This window comes from bacterium, from assembly GCA_019912885.1.
In the GTDB taxonomy this organism is placed as follows: domain Bacteria; phylum Lernaellota; class Lernaellaia; order JACKCT01; family JACKCT01; genus JAIOHV01.
The window spans coordinates 1-15,331 of the sequence record JAIOHV010000045.1; the positions used below are offsets into that span (position 1 = coordinate 1).

Consider the following 15,331-nt stretch of genomic DNA (forward strand, 5'->3'; position numbering starts at 1 on the left):
CGTCCGGACCGTCCGCGCGCCAGAGGGCCGCAAGCACCTCGCCGATTTCGCGCGCGGCCCAAAGCCATAAATCGTCGTGCGTCGCTTCGTGGAGATGCACGAGCGCGTAAAGCGCGACGCCCGGGAAATAGCGCGGCTGGCGCTTGGGCGCGGACATCGCCGCGGCTTGCGCGTACGTTTCGTAAAACCGCCCCGGCTCGTCCATTCGGAACCGAAGGATCGCGCGGCCGAACTGGTCGCGCAGCGCATCGTCGCCGGGTTGGCGGTAAGCATCCGGAAGCAGCGAAAAGATGAGGGCCATCAGCGCGTTTGTGCCGAGCAGCGATTCCCCGCCATCGACGACGATCGAAACGTCCGGCGCGTCCGGCGGCGTGACGATGCGTTCGCGCAGCCACGCAAGCCGCGGCATCGCCCGATCGACGAGCGCGGGCTCGCGGAGCATGGCGGCCGCCTGCAAGTGCCGCAGCACATACCCCGCGTGATGCGGCAGATAATACGCGCCCGTCTCGCGATCGGTCAGCGGGTCATAATCGTAACGCAGCGTTCCGCCGTTGCGCGCAATGCCGGCCAGATAAGTGAGATTCGCGTCGATCGCGGCGCGCAGACGCCCATTGTCGAGGTCGCCCACGGTCGTGAATCCGCGATCGAGATCGACCGCGCCGCGCGCGCCGTCCTGGGTGTCCGCGCTCTCGATGAACGATTGCGTCGAGAAGGCGAACAAGCGGCCCGAGCGCCAGGCGTTCGTCTTGCCGGTGATCTCGCGCGACAGGCGACGCATCAGGTCCGCGATAAGCCGCGGGCGCTTGATGCGGCGTTTCACGGGGTCGGCCTGATTCATGTCGAGCGCGAGACCCTCGGTGACAATGGCGTCGGGCGAAAGGACGGCGTGCCCGTTTCCGATCGCGAGCAAAAATCCCGTGACGCCCGGCTCGAATTGCGCCGCGATGATCCGCGCGGCGTGCGGCACGGACGCTTCCGCGTCGATGTCGATTCTCGTCACACGGTCGATGACGCCAATCTTGATACGCGCATCAACGATCTTCGGCGCGACGCGTGCGCGGAAATCGTCGTCCTCGCGAAGTGCGGCGACGGCCTGTTCGAGCGCGACGTGAAGCCCGTCGGCGATGGCGACGTGGCACGCCACGCGGCCGTCGAGCCATACCTCGAGGACGGCGCCGGCGGCGGGCGTCGCGGAAAGCAGCGCGTCGGGCCTTTGAAGTTCGCTGGTCAGTCCTCGCCGCACGGCGTCAAGCAGAGACGCTTTTTGCGCGCCGGTCAGGACGACGACGCCGTCGAATTCGGCGATCGGGTCGGAAAACGGCGGAACGACGGGCTCTTCGCGGCAGGCGAGGGAGACCGGACCGAAGAGGACACAGAGAACACAGAGCATCAAGGGGATTTTCGCGGCGCCGGGCCGATGGTGCGAAGGCACTCCAATCGTGCCGGCGAACCGGAGAGTCCCGCACTTCGCTTCGCTCGCATTTGACCTCGGACCGGGAACCGCGAGGCTCATTTTCTTCTTTCGTCGCATCGCGGCGCATGATAGAGTCCGTTCACTGCAATTTCTAATCATTTGAAATGGTCGTCCCGGGCAAGGAGGGTTCGTTATGGTTTCCCGCCTTTCGACAAGCCTCATCGACATCCGTGACTTTTTGCGCACGCACGGCGCGGCGCCGCCGCCGTGGGAATCCGCGGAGGCGGTGATCGAGCATCTGTTCGCGCTGCTTCGCGAGCGCACGGGCGACGACCGTTTCTGGCGCGACCTGAAAATGTTGCTTGCACGCCTGGAGGATCGGCGCTTTGACGCGACCGCCCTGGCGAACGCGAGCGCGCTTGGCGTCACGGACATCGACGCGGTGATCGATCGCCTGCGCGCGGAACTGGGGACGCCGAACGGCTTGCCAGGCGGCGTGCGGGCTTTTTTCGACCGTCCGCTCGGCGGTGTGGCGGTGCTGGGGTTTTTGCTGCTGGCCACGTCTTACTCCTGCTTCACGGGCGACGGCGACGGCGATGGCGGCGTGGCCGATAACGGCGCCGAAAATGAGCCGGACGACGATGACAATGACGACGGCCAGCCCGCGGATTCCGACGCCGACGACGACGAAGACGAGTGGTGGGACGACGATTACACACCCCCGACGCGCGATCCGGATGTCCTGATCACGCCTGATTACCCTTATTGCGATCGCGCGGCATGGCAGGGTTATGACGGGCAGGAGGCGGAGATCTATTGCGCGCTGATAGAAATCGTCGAGCAATCGTCGATATCGTCGGGGGAGAAGGACGACATCCTGGAGTGCCTTCCGGAACTCAGCGCGACGCGACGCGCGGAGTTGCTCGAGCTCTTCCAGGAGATGGATGACACGGAACTCGCCGCCTATCTCGAAGGCATGCTCGACTATGGCGCCGAGTGCGACGACTTCGCCTGGGACGACGACCATTGATCGCGGGAAACGGCAACAAACCCTGGGAGTCGAAGATGCGTGACCAGCGAACCACAAGCCTCATCGACATCCGTGACTTTTTGCGCGCGCATGACGCGGCGCCGCCGCCGTGGGAGTCGGCCGACGCGGTCGTGGAGCACCTGTTTGTGCTGCTTCGCGAACGGGCGGACGACGATGCGTTCTGGCGCGACCTGAAAATGTTGCTTGCACGCCTGGAGGATCGGCGCTTTGACTCTACCGCCTTGGCGAACGCGAGCGCGCTTGGCGTCACGAATCTGGACGCGGTGATCGACCGCCTGCGCGCGGAACTGGGGACGCTCAACGGCTCGCCATCCGGCGTGCGCGCGTTTTTCGCCGGACCGCTCGGTGGCGCGGCCATATTAGGTTTTCTGCTCATGGCTACGTCGTACTCGTGTTTCTCGGGTGATGGCGACGGCGACGGCACGAACGACGTTTCGGACGATGACGCCTTTCCGGCGGACGATGATGCGAACGACGACGACGCCTTCACAAACAAGGATTGCGAGCGCGCCGACTGGTACGACTACACGGGCCGAGAAGCCGACGTGTTCTGCGAGCTTGTCGCGATCGTCGAACGCGCGGAGATTTCTTCATCCGATCGCTCCGACATCCTCGCCTGCCTGCCGGACCTTGGCGGGGCATATCGCGAGGAACTGCTCGATGCATTTCAGGACATGAGCGACGAGCGGCTCGCCGACTACCTCGAGGGCATGCTTCAGTACGGCGGCGAGTGCTACGAGGAACAGGACTGGTGGGACGACGATCACTAGCCGCCGCCAGGACGCCTATTCATCGTCATGAATTGCGGGAGGTTTCACATTGCGTGACCTGCGGACGACAAGCCTCATCGACATTCGTAACTTCCTTCGCGTGCACGACGCGGCGCCGCCGCCATGGAAGTCCGCGGAGGCGGTGATTGAGCATCTGTTCGCGCTGCTTCGCGGGCACACGGGCGACGACGCGTTCTGGCGCGACCTGAAAACGCTCTGCGCGCGGCTGGAGGACAAACGATTCGATCGGAATGCATTCGCCTGTGCAAGCGCGCTGGACGCCGCGGATCTGGACGCGGTCATTGATAGACTGCGCGCGGAACTTGGGTTGCTCAATGGATCATCGAACGGCGTGCGCGCGATTTTCACCCGGCCGCTCGGCGGCGTGGCGGTGCTGGGATTTCTGCTGTTGGCGACGTCGTACTCGTGTTTTTCGGGTGAGGGCGACGACGATAATGACGACGTGGCGATCACAAGCGAGGATTGTGACCAAGCCGAGTTTCGCGGCTTCGAGGGTCATGAGGCGGCCGTTTATTGCACCTTGATCGATCTCGTTCGAGATTCAAGCCTCATGAATTGGGAGCAGAACGAAATCCTCTCCTGCATCGCGGGTTTAAATTCGGCCGAGCGCGAGAGTCTTCTCGAAAAATTCCAGGATATGTCCGACGAAGCGCTCGCGGAATATCTGCGCGGAATGCAGGAGGCCGGCGGCGAGTGCTGGGAAGACGACGCCTGGGACGACGACCACTAAGACATCGCGCGCGCAACGAATCCCGCCCCTACGCGCGATTCTCCCGCACAATCTTCAGGCAGTACGGATTGAGGCCGATCGAGCCGGTCGCGGTGTAGGCGACGGAGCGGCAGCCCGCGCGGCAGATCGCGCCGAACGCACACGACGCGCACGCGCCCTCGAGCATCGTGTCGTCCCAGGCGCGTGCGTAGGGATAGCGCGCGTCGTCGCCCCAGATTTCGGCCAGCGGCGCCTCGCGCACGTTGCCCGTCACGAACTCGTCCGGCAGCGTGACGCACCCTTTCACGTAGCCCGCGGGCGTGATCGCCATGGTCGTCAGGCCCGCGCCGCAGCCGCCCCACACCGGCCGCGCATTCATCTCCCGGCCGCGCAGGATGGGCTCCTCCACCGTCATGTAGCCGATCGTGCAGTGCATCGGCGCGTGCACCTTCTTTTCGCGCGCCGCGAGCATCAGCACGCGCGACACACGCTCCAGATCCCGCGGCTCGCACATCAGCTCCGCGCGGCGATCCGACGCGCTGCCGGACATCTGGCACAGATGCACCTGCCAGCGCGGCACGCCAAGCGCAACGACGAGGCGATACGTCTCGACGAGAAATCGCGCGTTCATCGCGTTGACCTGCGTCACGGCGCGACACGCCGCGCCGGCACGGACGATCATTTCGATCAATGCGACGGCCGCGTCGAACGTGCCGGTCACGCGGATGTCGAGCGCCGGGCGAAGTCGGTCGTGGATGGGTTTCGGGCCGTCGAGCGAGACGGCAAATTCGGTCACGCCCGCGTCAATCGCGGCCTCGAGCGTGTCGTCGGAAAATCCGTGGCCGCTCGCGAAAAGGCGCACGGTTACGCCGCTTTCGGAAAGGCGTCTCGCGACGCGCTCCCATCCCGGATAAAGAATCGGCTCACCCCCGGTGAACACGACCGTCTTGACGCCGAGCGCTGCGAGATCGCCCGCCGTCGCCAGCGCCTCGTCAATCGACAGTTCGTCGCGCGCGGGCACGGCGGCGTGCGTCCGGCAGTGCCGGCAATCCAGGCGGCAGACGCGCGTCAGCTCCCAAAAGCAGGTGCGCGGCGACGGCTGTGCGACGCGTTTCACGCGCTCCCCGGGGCCGGCAGATTCGCCGCCGCAAACAAATTCCCAAAGCCCAGCGCCACGTCCGGCTTGCCGCCGACGATCGCGCACGATGCGTAAAGCGTGTGCGTCCCGCTGCGCGGGGACGGAGAAAACGCCGTCCGGCCCGGGCGCGACGTCAGGGCGATCGCGCCGTTTCGCGGCACGACGAGAAGATCCGGAAACCGCGCGCGCAACGGCCCGGCGGCGATATCGTCCACGTCGATGACGCGCTCCACCGCGGTTTCGTGATCCGGCGCGGTGACGTCGGAAAAGCGCGCCGCGATCTCGCGCGCAAGGCGTTTGCGTTCGCCGGCCGTCACACGCGGCGCGAACGTGAGCCCCATCGTGGAGGCGGGCGACGGCCATAGGAGCGAACGCTCCGTGTCCGCGCGGGCCACATCGATCGCATCGCCGGATGCCGGCGTCCCGTCCGCACGGCGCACGAACCAACCCTCCTTTTCGAGCGCGTCCGCCCAATGCCATCGCCACGAGCACGGCTGAAATCCGTGATCGGACGCCAGGACGATGCGCGCCTTGCCGCGCCATTCGTCCACGAGCGCGCCGACGAAATCGTCGAGCCGCGCAAGGGCGTCGGCGACCGCCCGCGCGCAGAGGCACGGCTTGGTGTCATCCGTGCAAGGGGCGAGGCGGTGGTGGAAGTGATGCAGCAGGCGGTCGGTCATCGTCAGCACCGCGATAAACGCGTCCCAGGGCTCCGCCAGCAGCCCGCTCGCGATCTCCACGTGTTCGGACAGGATCTGGGACATGTTCGACGCGGCGGCCAGGCAGCTATCCTCGTCGGATCCCGCGACCTCGAATTTGAGATCGTCGCGATAGCCGTCGAGGCGACGAGCGATCCGTGGCGGCAGATAGTCCGGGAAAGTGAGATGGCGGCGCGAGAGCACGGGCGCGCCGGCGATCATGATGCCGTTGACGGGCGTGGCCGGATACGTCCCCGGCACGTTGTAGACGACGACTCGACGGCCGCGCGCGGACAGCTCCTCCCACAACGCGGGCGCGACGCGATCCGCGGAGGACGTCAGGCGATACGTACCCGTTCGGTCCAGGGGCAAAACGAAATCGACCATCCCGTGCGCGCCGGGCCCCCGCCCGCAAAACCACGATGTCCAGCACGCGATACTATTGTTCGGAAGCGCGGTCGGAAACCGGACCGCGCGGTTCTCCACGAGTAGCGCGGAGAGCCGCGGCATGTGCGCGAGCGCGGCTTCGCCGGGCGCGTCGAGGTCCAGGCCGTCGAGCCCGAGGACCAGCAGGCGGTCGGGTATGATGGGCGCGCCCATGGCGCATCCTTGTTGCAGCGGCGTTTCGATTTCATTGTCCCCCAAAAGCGCGCCGGGGCCAAATGTTTTTTGCGATTCATTTTTTTTCGGCGCCACGATAAGGTGACGCACGCGGAAAACTTCGAACGGGTCCTGGGAGTGTCGCGATGAAATGCGTTTGGAGCATCGCCCGCGCGATTGCCGTTCTTGCGTTCGCGGGCCCGGCCGCGCATGCGGAGTATCTGGTCGGGTTGACGCACGGCACGGCCAAGCAGCGTCCCGAGTTTTCTTTCGAGGCGGCGGACAACTACGCGCTGCAATCGGCGCGACGCGAGTGGGAACCGTTTCAGATTCTGGTCCGCGACGACGCCGGCGCGACGGTGACGGATGTCGTCGTTTCCGACTTCGTCGGCCCGGGCGATCCGATGCCGGCCGAGCTTTACCGCGTGCACTACGTGCCGGTGACGCCCGATCGCATCAGTAGTTTTCCGCCCGATCCCGCAAAGGCGGGCGATTGGCCCGACGGCCTCGTGCCTTTCGAGGATCACTTTGTCGGCGAGGCGCGCGGCGCGCTGCCGTTTGACGTGCCGCCCGACTACACCATGGCCATTTTCGGCGACGTGTTCGTGCCGATCGATCAGGCGCCGGGCACGTATGAAGCGATGGTCACCGTCGTCGCGAACGGCCGCGCCGACTGGCACGGCACGCTGACGCTGACCGTGTGGGATTTCGTGCTTCCGGGCAAAAACACGCTCGCGGGCGCGTACGGATTCTCGCGCGGGACCGCGTGCAATTGGCACGCGAACCACGGCGGCGTGTCGGATTGCGACACGCTGATCGAACGCTACTACGAGGAGTTCGCGCGGCACCGCATCGGACTCGACCGTTGGAGTTGGGGCAATCCGACCTACGCGTGGAACGACGACGCGCAGACATTCGATTGGGACTGGACGTGGTTTGACGACAGGCATGGGCCGTATTTCGACGGCACGTTTTACGACGGCGAGTTCCGGTTCGACACCTATCAGATGCCGGGCGCGCCGGGAGGGCGGCCGGGCAACGTCGACGCCGCGGATTGGGAGCGCGAGTTCTGGGCCGGGTGGGCGACGCACTTTCGCGACAAGGGGTGGATCGAGGCGCTGTTCTACTACCTGCCCGACGAGCCCGATCCGTCCGAATATCCCGCGCTGCGCGATCTGGCCGCGCGTCTGCACAATGCCGATCCCGACCTGCAACCGATGGCGACCGAGCAGTTCGAGCCCGGCCTTGCGGGCGACATCGACATCTGGACGCCCGACCAGCCGCTATTTTCCGACTCGCTGCCGATGCCGCCGTATCCGGAAGACTACGCCGACCGCCGCGCGCTCGGCGAAAAGACCTGGTGGTACAACTGCGTCAGCGCGATTAGCTGGTTTGATTACGCGAACCACTTCGTCGATTTCGAATCCTCCTACCAGCGAATCTGGACGTGGCTGACGCGGCGCTACGATTTCGAGGGCTTGCTGTTCTGGCATACCGTGTACGTCCCCGGCAAAGGACTCGACCCGTGGGATTCGCAATACGCCCCGCCGTTCGCGCAGGGCGACGGAAACCTCATCTATCCCGGCACCGTCGATCGCATCGGCGGCACGACCGACATCCCGGTCGCGTCCCTGCGAATGAAGTACATGCGCGAGTCGATGGAGGATTACGAATATCTCCACATTCTCGATGAACGCGGCGACGGCGACTGGGTGGACGGCGTCGTGCGCACCGTCGCGCCCAAGACCTTCCAGTGGGAGCGCGACTGGCGGGCGATGCTCGGCTGGCGCGAGCGCGTCGCGAAAAAGATCCTCGGCACCCTCGACGAAACGCCGCCCGCGCCGCCCGCGTCGCTGACCGCGACAGGGCAGGTGGAGGCGATCGAACTGAGCTGGATGCCGCCGGGCGATGCGGACCTCGCCGGCTACGAAATTTGGTATGGCATTTACTCGGGCGACGCGTATTTCGGCGGCGCCGTCGACGCCGGCGCGAGCGCGGCGACGATCGAGGGGCTGGCGGCCGGGCGCACCTATCGCGCGTGGGTGCACGCGTTTGACGTGGAGGGCAACCGTTCGGCGGCAAGCGATATCGTCACCGCGACGACGCTTGCGGGCGGCGACGATGACGCCGCGGACGCCGGTGACGACGACGCGGCCACGAACGACGAGGACGAACGCCACAACCCGAACGGCGTTTCGGTCGAATCGTCCGGCGGCCAGGACGATTTCGCCGCCGAAGACGATGACGAAGCGGCGTCGGGCGCGTGCGGATGCGGGGTGTAGCGATGAAAACGCTCGCACGATGGCTGCCGCTCTTCGCCTTCCTGTTCCTTCTCGCGTTGCCGGGCTGCGGTTGCGGCGGCGACGATGACGATTCCGCTGATGGCGGTACCGGTGTCGACGATGACACGTCCGACGACGACGCGGCGGACGACGACGCGGCGGACGACGACACCGCCTTTGACGACGATTTCGATGACGACGCGAATGACGACGACACCGACGACGATGCGTCCGATGACGATGCCGGCGACGACGACACCGAACCGGTTTGCGATTTCGCGGCGCACGATCCGCTCGTTGAGGCGGGCATCGCCGCGCTTGCCGCATACGATCCCGGCGCCGCTCAAGCGAACTTCGACGCGGCGCTCGCGGTCTGCCCGGAAATCGCCGACGGCAAGATGGGATTGTTGCTTTCGGGCCTGCAGCGCGTCGCCCAGGGGATCCCCGCGTCGCTCGCCGCGCTCGCCGACTTTCCCGATGTCGATTGGGCCGTGTTGCAACAGGATGTGCGCGACGGCTTGCTGCCGATCTGCGCGGACATGCTCGCGATCGCGGACGATCTGATCGTGGCGCACCCGGGCCCGCGTCTTTTCGCCAGCCCGATGCCGGTGTGGATCGACGGCGAGCACATCATCGTTGACGCGGGCGGCGAATGGGACGTGGCGGACGTGCGCGACGTGGCGGGCCTCGTGGGATTTGTCGCGGGCGTCGCGGACGTCGTCATGTCGCTCGACCTCAATGCGGACTGGACGCTTTTGGCGGGCACGCCCGGCGGATACGATCCGATCGAATACGTGCATTATTACGCGGGCAAACTCCTTGCGATGTTCGCGGACGCGAGTTATCCCGGCTTCCTCACGTTCGCGCCCGGCGGCGAGGCGGATTTTGCGGCGGCCGCGATCGCGATCGGTCACGCGTCGACGAGTCTTTTCGACGGCCTCACGGCCGTGCGTGCGGAAACCGATCCGCAGACCGACGACGTGACGGCGTACGTCGATGAGAACGGCGACGGCGCGTGGACCGACGGCGAGGTTTACCGCATCCCCTACATGGGCGTTCTTTCGCCGCGGCAAAACAGCGTGATCGAAAACGCGATGATCCTGTTCGAGGATCTCGGCCCGGCGCTCCTCGATGCGGGACCGGAGGACATCGATCCGCTTTGGCCGAACTGGCTGCCGCTCGACGATCTCAATTTCATCCTCGACCTTTTTACGTCGTACGTGCCGATGCCGGACCTGCCGCCGGTGCCATTCCCCGTCGGGTTCTGGTTCTACAACCCGCCGGCGGACGGCCTTCGCGGCGTGGCCGAGGCGCTCGCCCAGGCTCTGTATGATGTGACGATGCCGTAACCGGAAGGCGGCCAGGTCCGTCCCGCAAACGAAGTCAGCCCGCTGCGGTGGGGTGACGGAGCGCGCGGTTGCCTTCGCGCCGGCAAGGGCCAAGCTGGAGATCGGCGTTCCCCGGGAACCGCGACCGCCGGCGAGCGTGTACGAAAAAAGGGCCGGTCCATCGACCGGCCCCATGCATGCCTTGGCGGGCCTGGAGGGATTCGAACCCCCGACCTACGGATTCGTAGTCCGGCGCTCTATCCAGCTGAGCTACAGGCCCAAACGACACGGGCGCCGCGACGGGCGCCGCGCGAAATATGGCGAAACGGCGGCGCGAGGTCAAGCGCGGCGCGAGGAAACAGCAATGAGGAAACCGCAAAGAGGAAGGGAAGAGAGATCGTGCGCAAAACCGCCCCCATGCCATGACCTCTTTTCTCTTTTCACTTTCCTCGCGCTCCGGTGGAAATTCGGCGCGAAAAAAGGCAAACTTCGGCGCTTCGATTTTCGGGGCGATGGGGGTGATCGGAATATGACTTTTCGACGTCGCGGCCTCGCGGCCGTTTTCGTTCTTGCGATTCTCACCTTCGCCCCCGCGGCGTGGGCGGGTTTTGACGCGGCCGGCTTCGATACGATCGTCGACCTGGAGATCTACGCGCCCACAATCGACGAACGCGAAATCGTCGCGAACCTCGGTGCGGCGATCGAACGCGTGGACGACACGGGCTGGATCGTGGTGGAACTTCCCGCGCCGCTTATGGCGCGGCTGACGGAACTTGGCCTGCCGTATCGCGAATCGAGGTTGCGCGACGCGATGCCGGGCGCGTATGACGCCTATCACAACTTCGACGAGCAGGTCGCCCGGATCGAGTCGATCGCCAATACCTACCCATCCCTGACGCAGCTTTTCTCCATCGGCCAGACGCACGAGGGCCGCGAGCTGTGGGCGCTCAAGATCAGCGACAACGCCATGGCCGACGAGTCGATGGACGAGCCCGCGTTCGTGCTCGTGGCGCTGCATCACGCGCGCGAAATCCTTTCGCCCGAGGTCGCGCTGCATTTCGCAAGTGGGCTCGTCGAGCTGTACGGACAGGACGAAATGATCACCGCGCTTGTCGATACGCGCGAGATATTCGTGCTGCCGAATCTCAATCCCGACGGCGGCGAGTTCGATCACGAGGGCGGCAACTTCCACCTCTGGCGCAAGAATCGCCGCGTGAACGACGACGTGCCGGAGTTCTGCTGGGGCGTCGATCTCAACCGCAACTACGGGCACGAGTGGGGACACAGCTACGGCGCGTCCGGCAACCCGTGCATGCTGACCTATTACGGTCCCGCGCCGTTCTCCGAACCGGAGACCGCGGCGTTTCGCGACTTCCTCGTGGACAACGACCACACGCGCGTCGTCATCTCCCTGCACACCTATAGCGAGCTGATCCTGTGGCCTTACGGTTACACGTTCGATCCCGTCGAGGGCGCAGGCGACGCCGCGGTGTTCGAGGCGCTCGGCGTGCACATGGCCGGCCAGAACGGATACACGCCGCAGCAGGCGAGCGATCTCTATCGCACGTCCGGCGACCTGCTCGACTGGGCATACGCCGAGCGCGACATCTTTGGATACACCTTCGAGCTTTCGCCGGCGTCGCCCTTCGGCGGCAACTTCTATCCGCCCGCGTCGATCATCGATCCGACCAACGAGGCGAACTTCAATGCGCTTCTGCTGGCGCTCGGCATGTCGCGCGATCCGCGCCTTTCGGTCTCGACGGATCTTTGGAAGCTCGCGGCCGTCGCCGATGGCAACGCGGTGCTCGTCAACTGGGCCAGCGTCGTCGAAACGAACGCGGCGGGCTGGAACGTCTATCGCCGGCTTGCGGGATCGTTCGACGAAACCAGGATAAACGGCGATCTCATCCCGGCGGGGCAGCCACAATACGCGCAGCTCGACGCGAACGTTGAGGACGGCGAATACGTCTATATCGTGGAGTTCGTGTCGAACGATCCGGCGCACAACGTGCGTTTCGAGGTCGATGCGACGGTCGATCCCGCCGATAGCGGGACGGACGACGACATGGACGACGACGCGGATGATGATGATGCCGCGGGCGACGATGACGCATCCGACGACGACGCAGCCGGGAACGACGATGACGCGGCGACCGGAGACGATGACGATGATGACGGGGGCTGCGGCTGCTGACGGCCGATAGCTGACGGGCTGATAGCTAAAAGCCGACGGCTGACGGCTGATCGCTGATCGCTGAAATCAACCGGGGCACGGCGCTTGGCCGCGCCCCGGAATCCGTGTCAGGAGAAAGTCGTCACCGCCGCGCTTCCCGCGCGCCGCGGTGCGTGCCGCGCGCGAACTTCGGCTAGTAGTGTCGCGGACCGAATCCGCCGCCGCCGCCGCCACCGGTGCGCGGGCCCTTGTCGATCGCCTCGTTCACGCGGATGTTGCGTCCGTCGAGCATCGAGCCGTCGAGCTGCTCGCGCGCGCGCGTGGCCTCATCGTTCCCCGCGAACGTGACGAAACCGAAGCCGCGTGAACGGCCGGTTTCGCGGTCCAGAATCACCTTCGCCTCGGTGACCTCACCAAAGCGCGCGAACGCCTCGCGAAGCGTATCGTCCGTGGTGTTCCAGCTCAGGCTTCCGACAAACAACTTCGTTCCCATAGTCAACATCTCTCCCGTTTGGCGTCTAGGACTAGACGGCGATTGTCGAGGCCAACACCCCGGAACCCAAACGTATCGACCACCGGACGGGGATTTGGGAAGAATCCTGGCGCGGGTTCGCGACGGAGGGACCTGGTTGCGCTCGGCCTCTGGCTTTCTGTCGTTGACCGACTCATATCCGATTGACGGCCCTTGCTAGCACAACTTTTTGGCGCATGTAAACCGCTTTTTCGCGAATGGCGCACCTGACTTGTCGTTAGGCCGCGCGGTGTGATAACACGCGGGCGCGATGAGCAACAAACCGAATCCCGACAACATCACCATAAGTGCTCTCAACATTTACCCGGTCAAGGGTTGCGCGGGCATTCCGGTATCGAGCCTCGAGCTGACGCGCACCGGCATCGCCGGCGACCGCGAATGGATGATCGTCGACGAGGGCGGCACATTTTTGTCGCAACGGAAGGTCGCGCGTATGTGCCTTGTCCTGCCGCGCCTGGCGCCCGATGCGCTCGTGCTGTCCGCACCCGGCATGCCCGATCTTGCCGTCGATCCGGACGAACGCACCGTGATGCGCCGCGTGCGCGTGTGGCTCGACAGCGAGGAGGCGTTCGACGCGGGCGACGAGACGGCGGCGTGGCTCTCCGACACGCTCGGCGTCTCGTGCCGGCTCGTTCGCGCGCCCGTCGAACGAGACCGCTCGGCGTGGCGCGGCGGCGCGGGCGCGGCCTTTGCCGACGCCCATACCGCACTTGTCATCTCGGAGGCGTCGCTTTCGGATTTGAACGCGCGTCTCGCCGTGCCGTTGCCGATGAACCGCTTTCGCCCCAACATCGTCGTCGCCGGATGCGCGCCGTATGCGGAGGACGACTGGCCGGCCGCGCGTTTTGGCGAGGTCGAGATGCTGGGCGCAACGCTTTGCACGCGGTGCCTTGTCACGACGACGGATCAGCAAACCGGCGAACGCGCACACGAGCCGCTCAAGACGCTTGCCACCTATCGCCGGCGCGGCCTGGCGGGACAGGTTGTCTTCGGCCGCAACTTCAGCCTGCGCGACGCGGGTGTCATTCGCGCCGGCGACGCGGTGGCTCCGCGCGCCTGATTCTCCCCTCACCCCTACAAGGACTCCGGCCATGATCCCCGAACGCAACACCGCCGACTGGCGCCGCCTGGACGCCGCGCACAACATGCACCCGTTCACCGATCACGCCGCGATGAACGCGGCCGGCGGCGCGCGCATCATCGCGCGCGGCGAGGGCGCGCGCGTTTACGATACCGAAGGCAAGGAATACATCGACGGCATGGCGGGACTGTGGTGCGTCGCGTTGGGATACGGCCGCAAGGAACTGGCGAGCGCGGCAGCGCGGCAGATGGAGGAGCTTGCCTACTACAACGCGTTTTTCATGTCCGCGACGCCGCCGGCGATCGAGCTTGCGCGCATTCTGACAGAGGACATTTTCCCCGCCGGGCATTCGCGCGTGTTCTTCGCGTCGTCCGGCTCCGAGTCCAACGACACCATCGCGCGTCTTGCGCGCCTTTACTGGCAATCCCTCGGCAAGCCGCACAAGCAGGTCTTCATCTCGCGCGAATACGCCTACCACGGCTCCACGGTTTTTTCCGCTGCGGTCGGCGGGCTGTCCGGCATGCACGGGCAGAATGTCACCGTGCCGGGGATCGAACACGTCATGCCTCCGTATGCGTACAAATACGCGGGCGAGATGTCGCCTGAGGAATTCGGCCTCGCGGCGGCCAAGGCCGTCGAGGACAGGATCCTTCAGATCGGCCCGGAAAACGTGGCCGCGTTTTTCGGCGAGCCGATCCAGGGCGCGGGCGGCGTGATCGTGCCGCCGCCGACGTATTGGCCGGCCGTCGCCGAGATCTGCCGCAAATACGACGTCCTTCTTGTTGCCGACGAGGTGATCTGCGGATTCGGGCGCACGGGCGAATGGTTCGGGTTCGAGCGCGAGGGACTGACGCCGGATTTCGTCACGCTCGGCAAGGCGATCACGAGCGGCTACGTGCCGCTTTCCGCGGCGGTCGTCGGCGATCGCGTGGGCGACCAGCTCGAGCGCGCCGGCAAGATCTTCCACGGATACACCTACACCGGCCATCCGGTCGCGTGCGCCGTTGCGCTCGAAAACCTTCGCATCATGCTCGAGGAGAAGATCGTCGAGCGCGTGCGCGACGACATCGGCCCGTATTTTCAGCGGCGCCTCGTCGAGGAGTTCGCCGATCATCCGCTCGTCGGTGAAATCCGCGGCGCGGGGTTCATCGCCGCGATCGAACTCGCGCCGAAATCGAAGGGGAAGAAGTTCTTCGATCCCATCGGCCAGGTCGCGCCGAGGTGCGTCGCGCTGGGATTTGAGCGTGGCGTGGTGATGCGCCCGATCCGCGACGCGCTCGCGTTCTCGCCGCCGCTCATCATGACGCACGCCGACATCGACGAGATGATCGCCCGCGCGAAGGACGCGCTCGACGCAACGGCGCGCGAGGTCGGGTAAGGGCGCGCGCGGTTCGTGCACGCTTCATTTTGAGCGCGCGCGTTCGTCATCCTGAGCGAAGCGAAGGATCTGGCCCGCCCCTGTTGGCGGCTGCGCGACCGTCGATAGGCGTCGCCACCCGCTCCCTTACGGTCGCGGCTCTGACGTCGCGACCGA

12 protein-coding genes and 1 tRNA gene are annotated in these 15,331 nt (G+C 65.7%); 8 read left to right on the top strand and 5 right to left on the bottom strand.

Going from position 1 to position 15,331, the window contains the following annotated elements; genetic code table 11:
• A partial coding sequence (locus K8I61_03495) for a hypothetical protein (GenBank protein ID MBZ0271074.1) occupies nucleotides 1-1,390 on the bottom strand: 1,390 nt, incomplete at its 3' end.
• Nucleotides 1,391-1,607: 217 nt separating this feature from the next.
• Between K8I61_03495 and K8I61_03500 the strand changes: the two genes are divergently transcribed.
• Genes K8I61_03500 through K8I61_03510 form a run of 3 tightly spaced genes read left to right on the top strand, consistent with a single transcriptional unit; the run spans nucleotide 1,608 to nucleotide 3,986 of the window.
• A complete protein-coding gene (locus K8I61_03500; GenBank protein MBZ0271075.1) occupies nucleotides 1,608-2,444 on the top strand; it encodes a hypothetical protein in 837 nt (278 codons plus the stop codon).
• A 35-nt stretch (nucleotides 2,445-2,479) separates the two neighbouring features.
• Nucleotides 2,480-3,235: a hypothetical protein gene (locus K8I61_03505; GenBank protein MBZ0271076.1), complete on the top strand. Its 756-nt coding sequence runs from the start codon at nucleotides 2,480-2,482 to the stop codon at nucleotides 3,233-3,235.
• 49 nt (nucleotides 3,236-3,284) lie between these two features.
• Entirely contained in the window at nucleotides 3,285-3,986 is a 702-nt protein-coding gene (locus K8I61_03510; protein ID MBZ0271077.1) for a hypothetical protein, read from the top strand.
• Nucleotides 3,987-4,014: 28 nt separating this feature from the next.
• Here the strand turns inward: K8I61_03510 and K8I61_03515 are convergent, their stop codons facing one another.
• Together K8I61_03515 and K8I61_03520 are read right to left on the bottom strand one after the other, a co-directional pair.
• Entirely contained in the window at nucleotides 4,015-5,082 is a 1,068-nt protein-coding gene (locus K8I61_03515; GenBank protein MBZ0271078.1) for a radical SAM protein, read from the bottom strand.
• A complete protein-coding gene (locus K8I61_03520; GenBank protein ID MBZ0271079.1) occupies nucleotides 5,079-6,401 on the bottom strand; it encodes an alkaline phosphatase family protein in 1,323 nt (440 codons plus the stop codon). Before K8I61_03520 ends, K8I61_03515 begins: the two co-directional genes overlap by 4 nt.
• A 146-nt stretch (nucleotides 6,402-6,547) precedes the next feature.
• Between K8I61_03520 and K8I61_03525 the strand changes: the two genes are divergently transcribed.
• Nucleotides 6,548-8,683, top strand: coding sequence for a DUF4091 domain-containing protein (locus tag K8I61_03525; protein ID MBZ0271080.1), 2,136 nt, complete (start codon nucleotides 6,548-6,550; stop codon nucleotides 8,681-8,683).
• A 2-nt stretch (nucleotides 8,684-8,685) separates the two neighbouring features.
• Nucleotides 8,686-10,032: a hypothetical protein gene (locus tag K8I61_03530; GenBank protein ID MBZ0271081.1), complete on the top strand. Its 1,347-nt coding sequence runs from the start codon at nucleotides 8,686-8,688 to the stop codon at nucleotides 10,030-10,032.
• 182 nt (nucleotides 10,033-10,214) lie between these two features.
• Here K8I61_03530 and K8I61_03535 read toward each other — a convergent pair.
• Nucleotides 10,215-10,291: transfer RNA gene (locus tag K8I61_03535), tRNA-Arg, on the bottom strand.
• A gap of 249 nt (nucleotides 10,292-10,540) precedes the next feature.
• On the opposite strand from K8I61_03535, the gene K8I61_03540 reads away from it, so the two are divergent.
• Nucleotides 10,541-12,205 (top strand): zinc carboxypeptidase, encoded by a 1,665-nt coding sequence (locus K8I61_03540; GenBank protein MBZ0271082.1) that lies wholly within the window; start codon nucleotides 10,541-10,543, stop codon nucleotides 12,203-12,205.
• A 172-nt stretch (nucleotides 12,206-12,377) separates the two neighbouring features.
• On the opposite strand, the gene K8I61_03545 is transcribed toward K8I61_03540, so the two are convergent.
• The gene (locus K8I61_03545) at nucleotides 12,378-12,677 is read right to left on the bottom strand and encodes an RNA-binding protein (GenBank protein ID MBZ0271083.1); all 300 of its coding nucleotides are present in this window, start codon (nucleotides 12,675-12,677) and stop codon (nucleotides 12,378-12,380) included.
• Between the two features lie 289 nt (nucleotides 12,678-12,966).
• Here K8I61_03545 and K8I61_03550 point away from each other — a divergent pair, with 289 nt between their 5' ends.
• The gene (locus tag K8I61_03550) at nucleotides 12,967-13,776 is read left to right on the top strand and encodes an MOSC domain-containing protein (GenBank protein ID MBZ0271084.1); all 810 of its coding nucleotides are present in this window, start codon (nucleotides 12,967-12,969) and stop codon (nucleotides 13,774-13,776) included.
• A gap of 31 nt (nucleotides 13,777-13,807) precedes the next feature.
• Entirely contained in the window at nucleotides 13,808-15,175 is a 1,368-nt protein-coding gene (locus tag K8I61_03555) for an aminotransferase class III-fold pyridoxal phosphate-dependent enzyme (GenBank protein ID MBZ0271085.1), read from the top strand.
• Nucleotides 15,176-15,331: the final 156 nt, after the last annotated feature.

What these genes read in the sequence shown, in the direction of transcription:
- K8I61_03500 (MBZ0271075.1), top strand. Translation starts at nt 1,608, where the DNA reads ATGGTTTCCCGCCTTTCGACAAGCCTCATCGACATCCGTGACTTTTTG.
- K8I61_03505 (MBZ0271076.1), top strand. Translation starts at nt 2,480, where the DNA reads ATGCGTGACCAGCGAACCACAAGCCTCATCGACATCCGTGACTTTTTG.
- K8I61_03520 (MBZ0271079.1), bottom strand. Translation starts at nt 6,401, where the DNA reads ATGGGCGCGCCCATCATACCCGACCGCCTGCTGGTCCTCGGGCTCGAC.
- K8I61_03525 (MBZ0271080.1), top strand. Translation starts at nt 6,548, where the DNA reads ATGAAATGCGTTTGGAGCATCGCCCGCGCGATTGCCGTTCTTGCGTTC.
- K8I61_03530 (MBZ0271081.1), top strand. Translation starts at nt 8,686, where the DNA reads ATGAAAACGCTCGCACGATGGCTGCCGCTCTTCGCCTTCCTGTTCCTT.
- K8I61_03540 (MBZ0271082.1), top strand. Translation starts at nt 10,541, where the DNA reads ATGACTTTTCGACGTCGCGGCCTCGCGGCCGTTTTCGTTCTTGCGATT.
- K8I61_03545 (MBZ0271083.1), bottom strand. Translation starts at nt 12,677, where the DNA reads ATGGGAACGAAGTTGTTTGTCGGAAGCCTGAGCTGGAACACCACGGAC.
- K8I61_03550 (MBZ0271084.1), top strand. Translation starts at nt 12,967, where the DNA reads ATGAGCAACAAACCGAATCCCGACAACATCACCATAAGTGCTCTCAAC.
- K8I61_03555 (MBZ0271085.1), top strand. Translation starts at nt 13,808, where the DNA reads ATGATCCCCGAACGCAACACCGCCGACTGGCGCCGCCTGGACGCCGCG.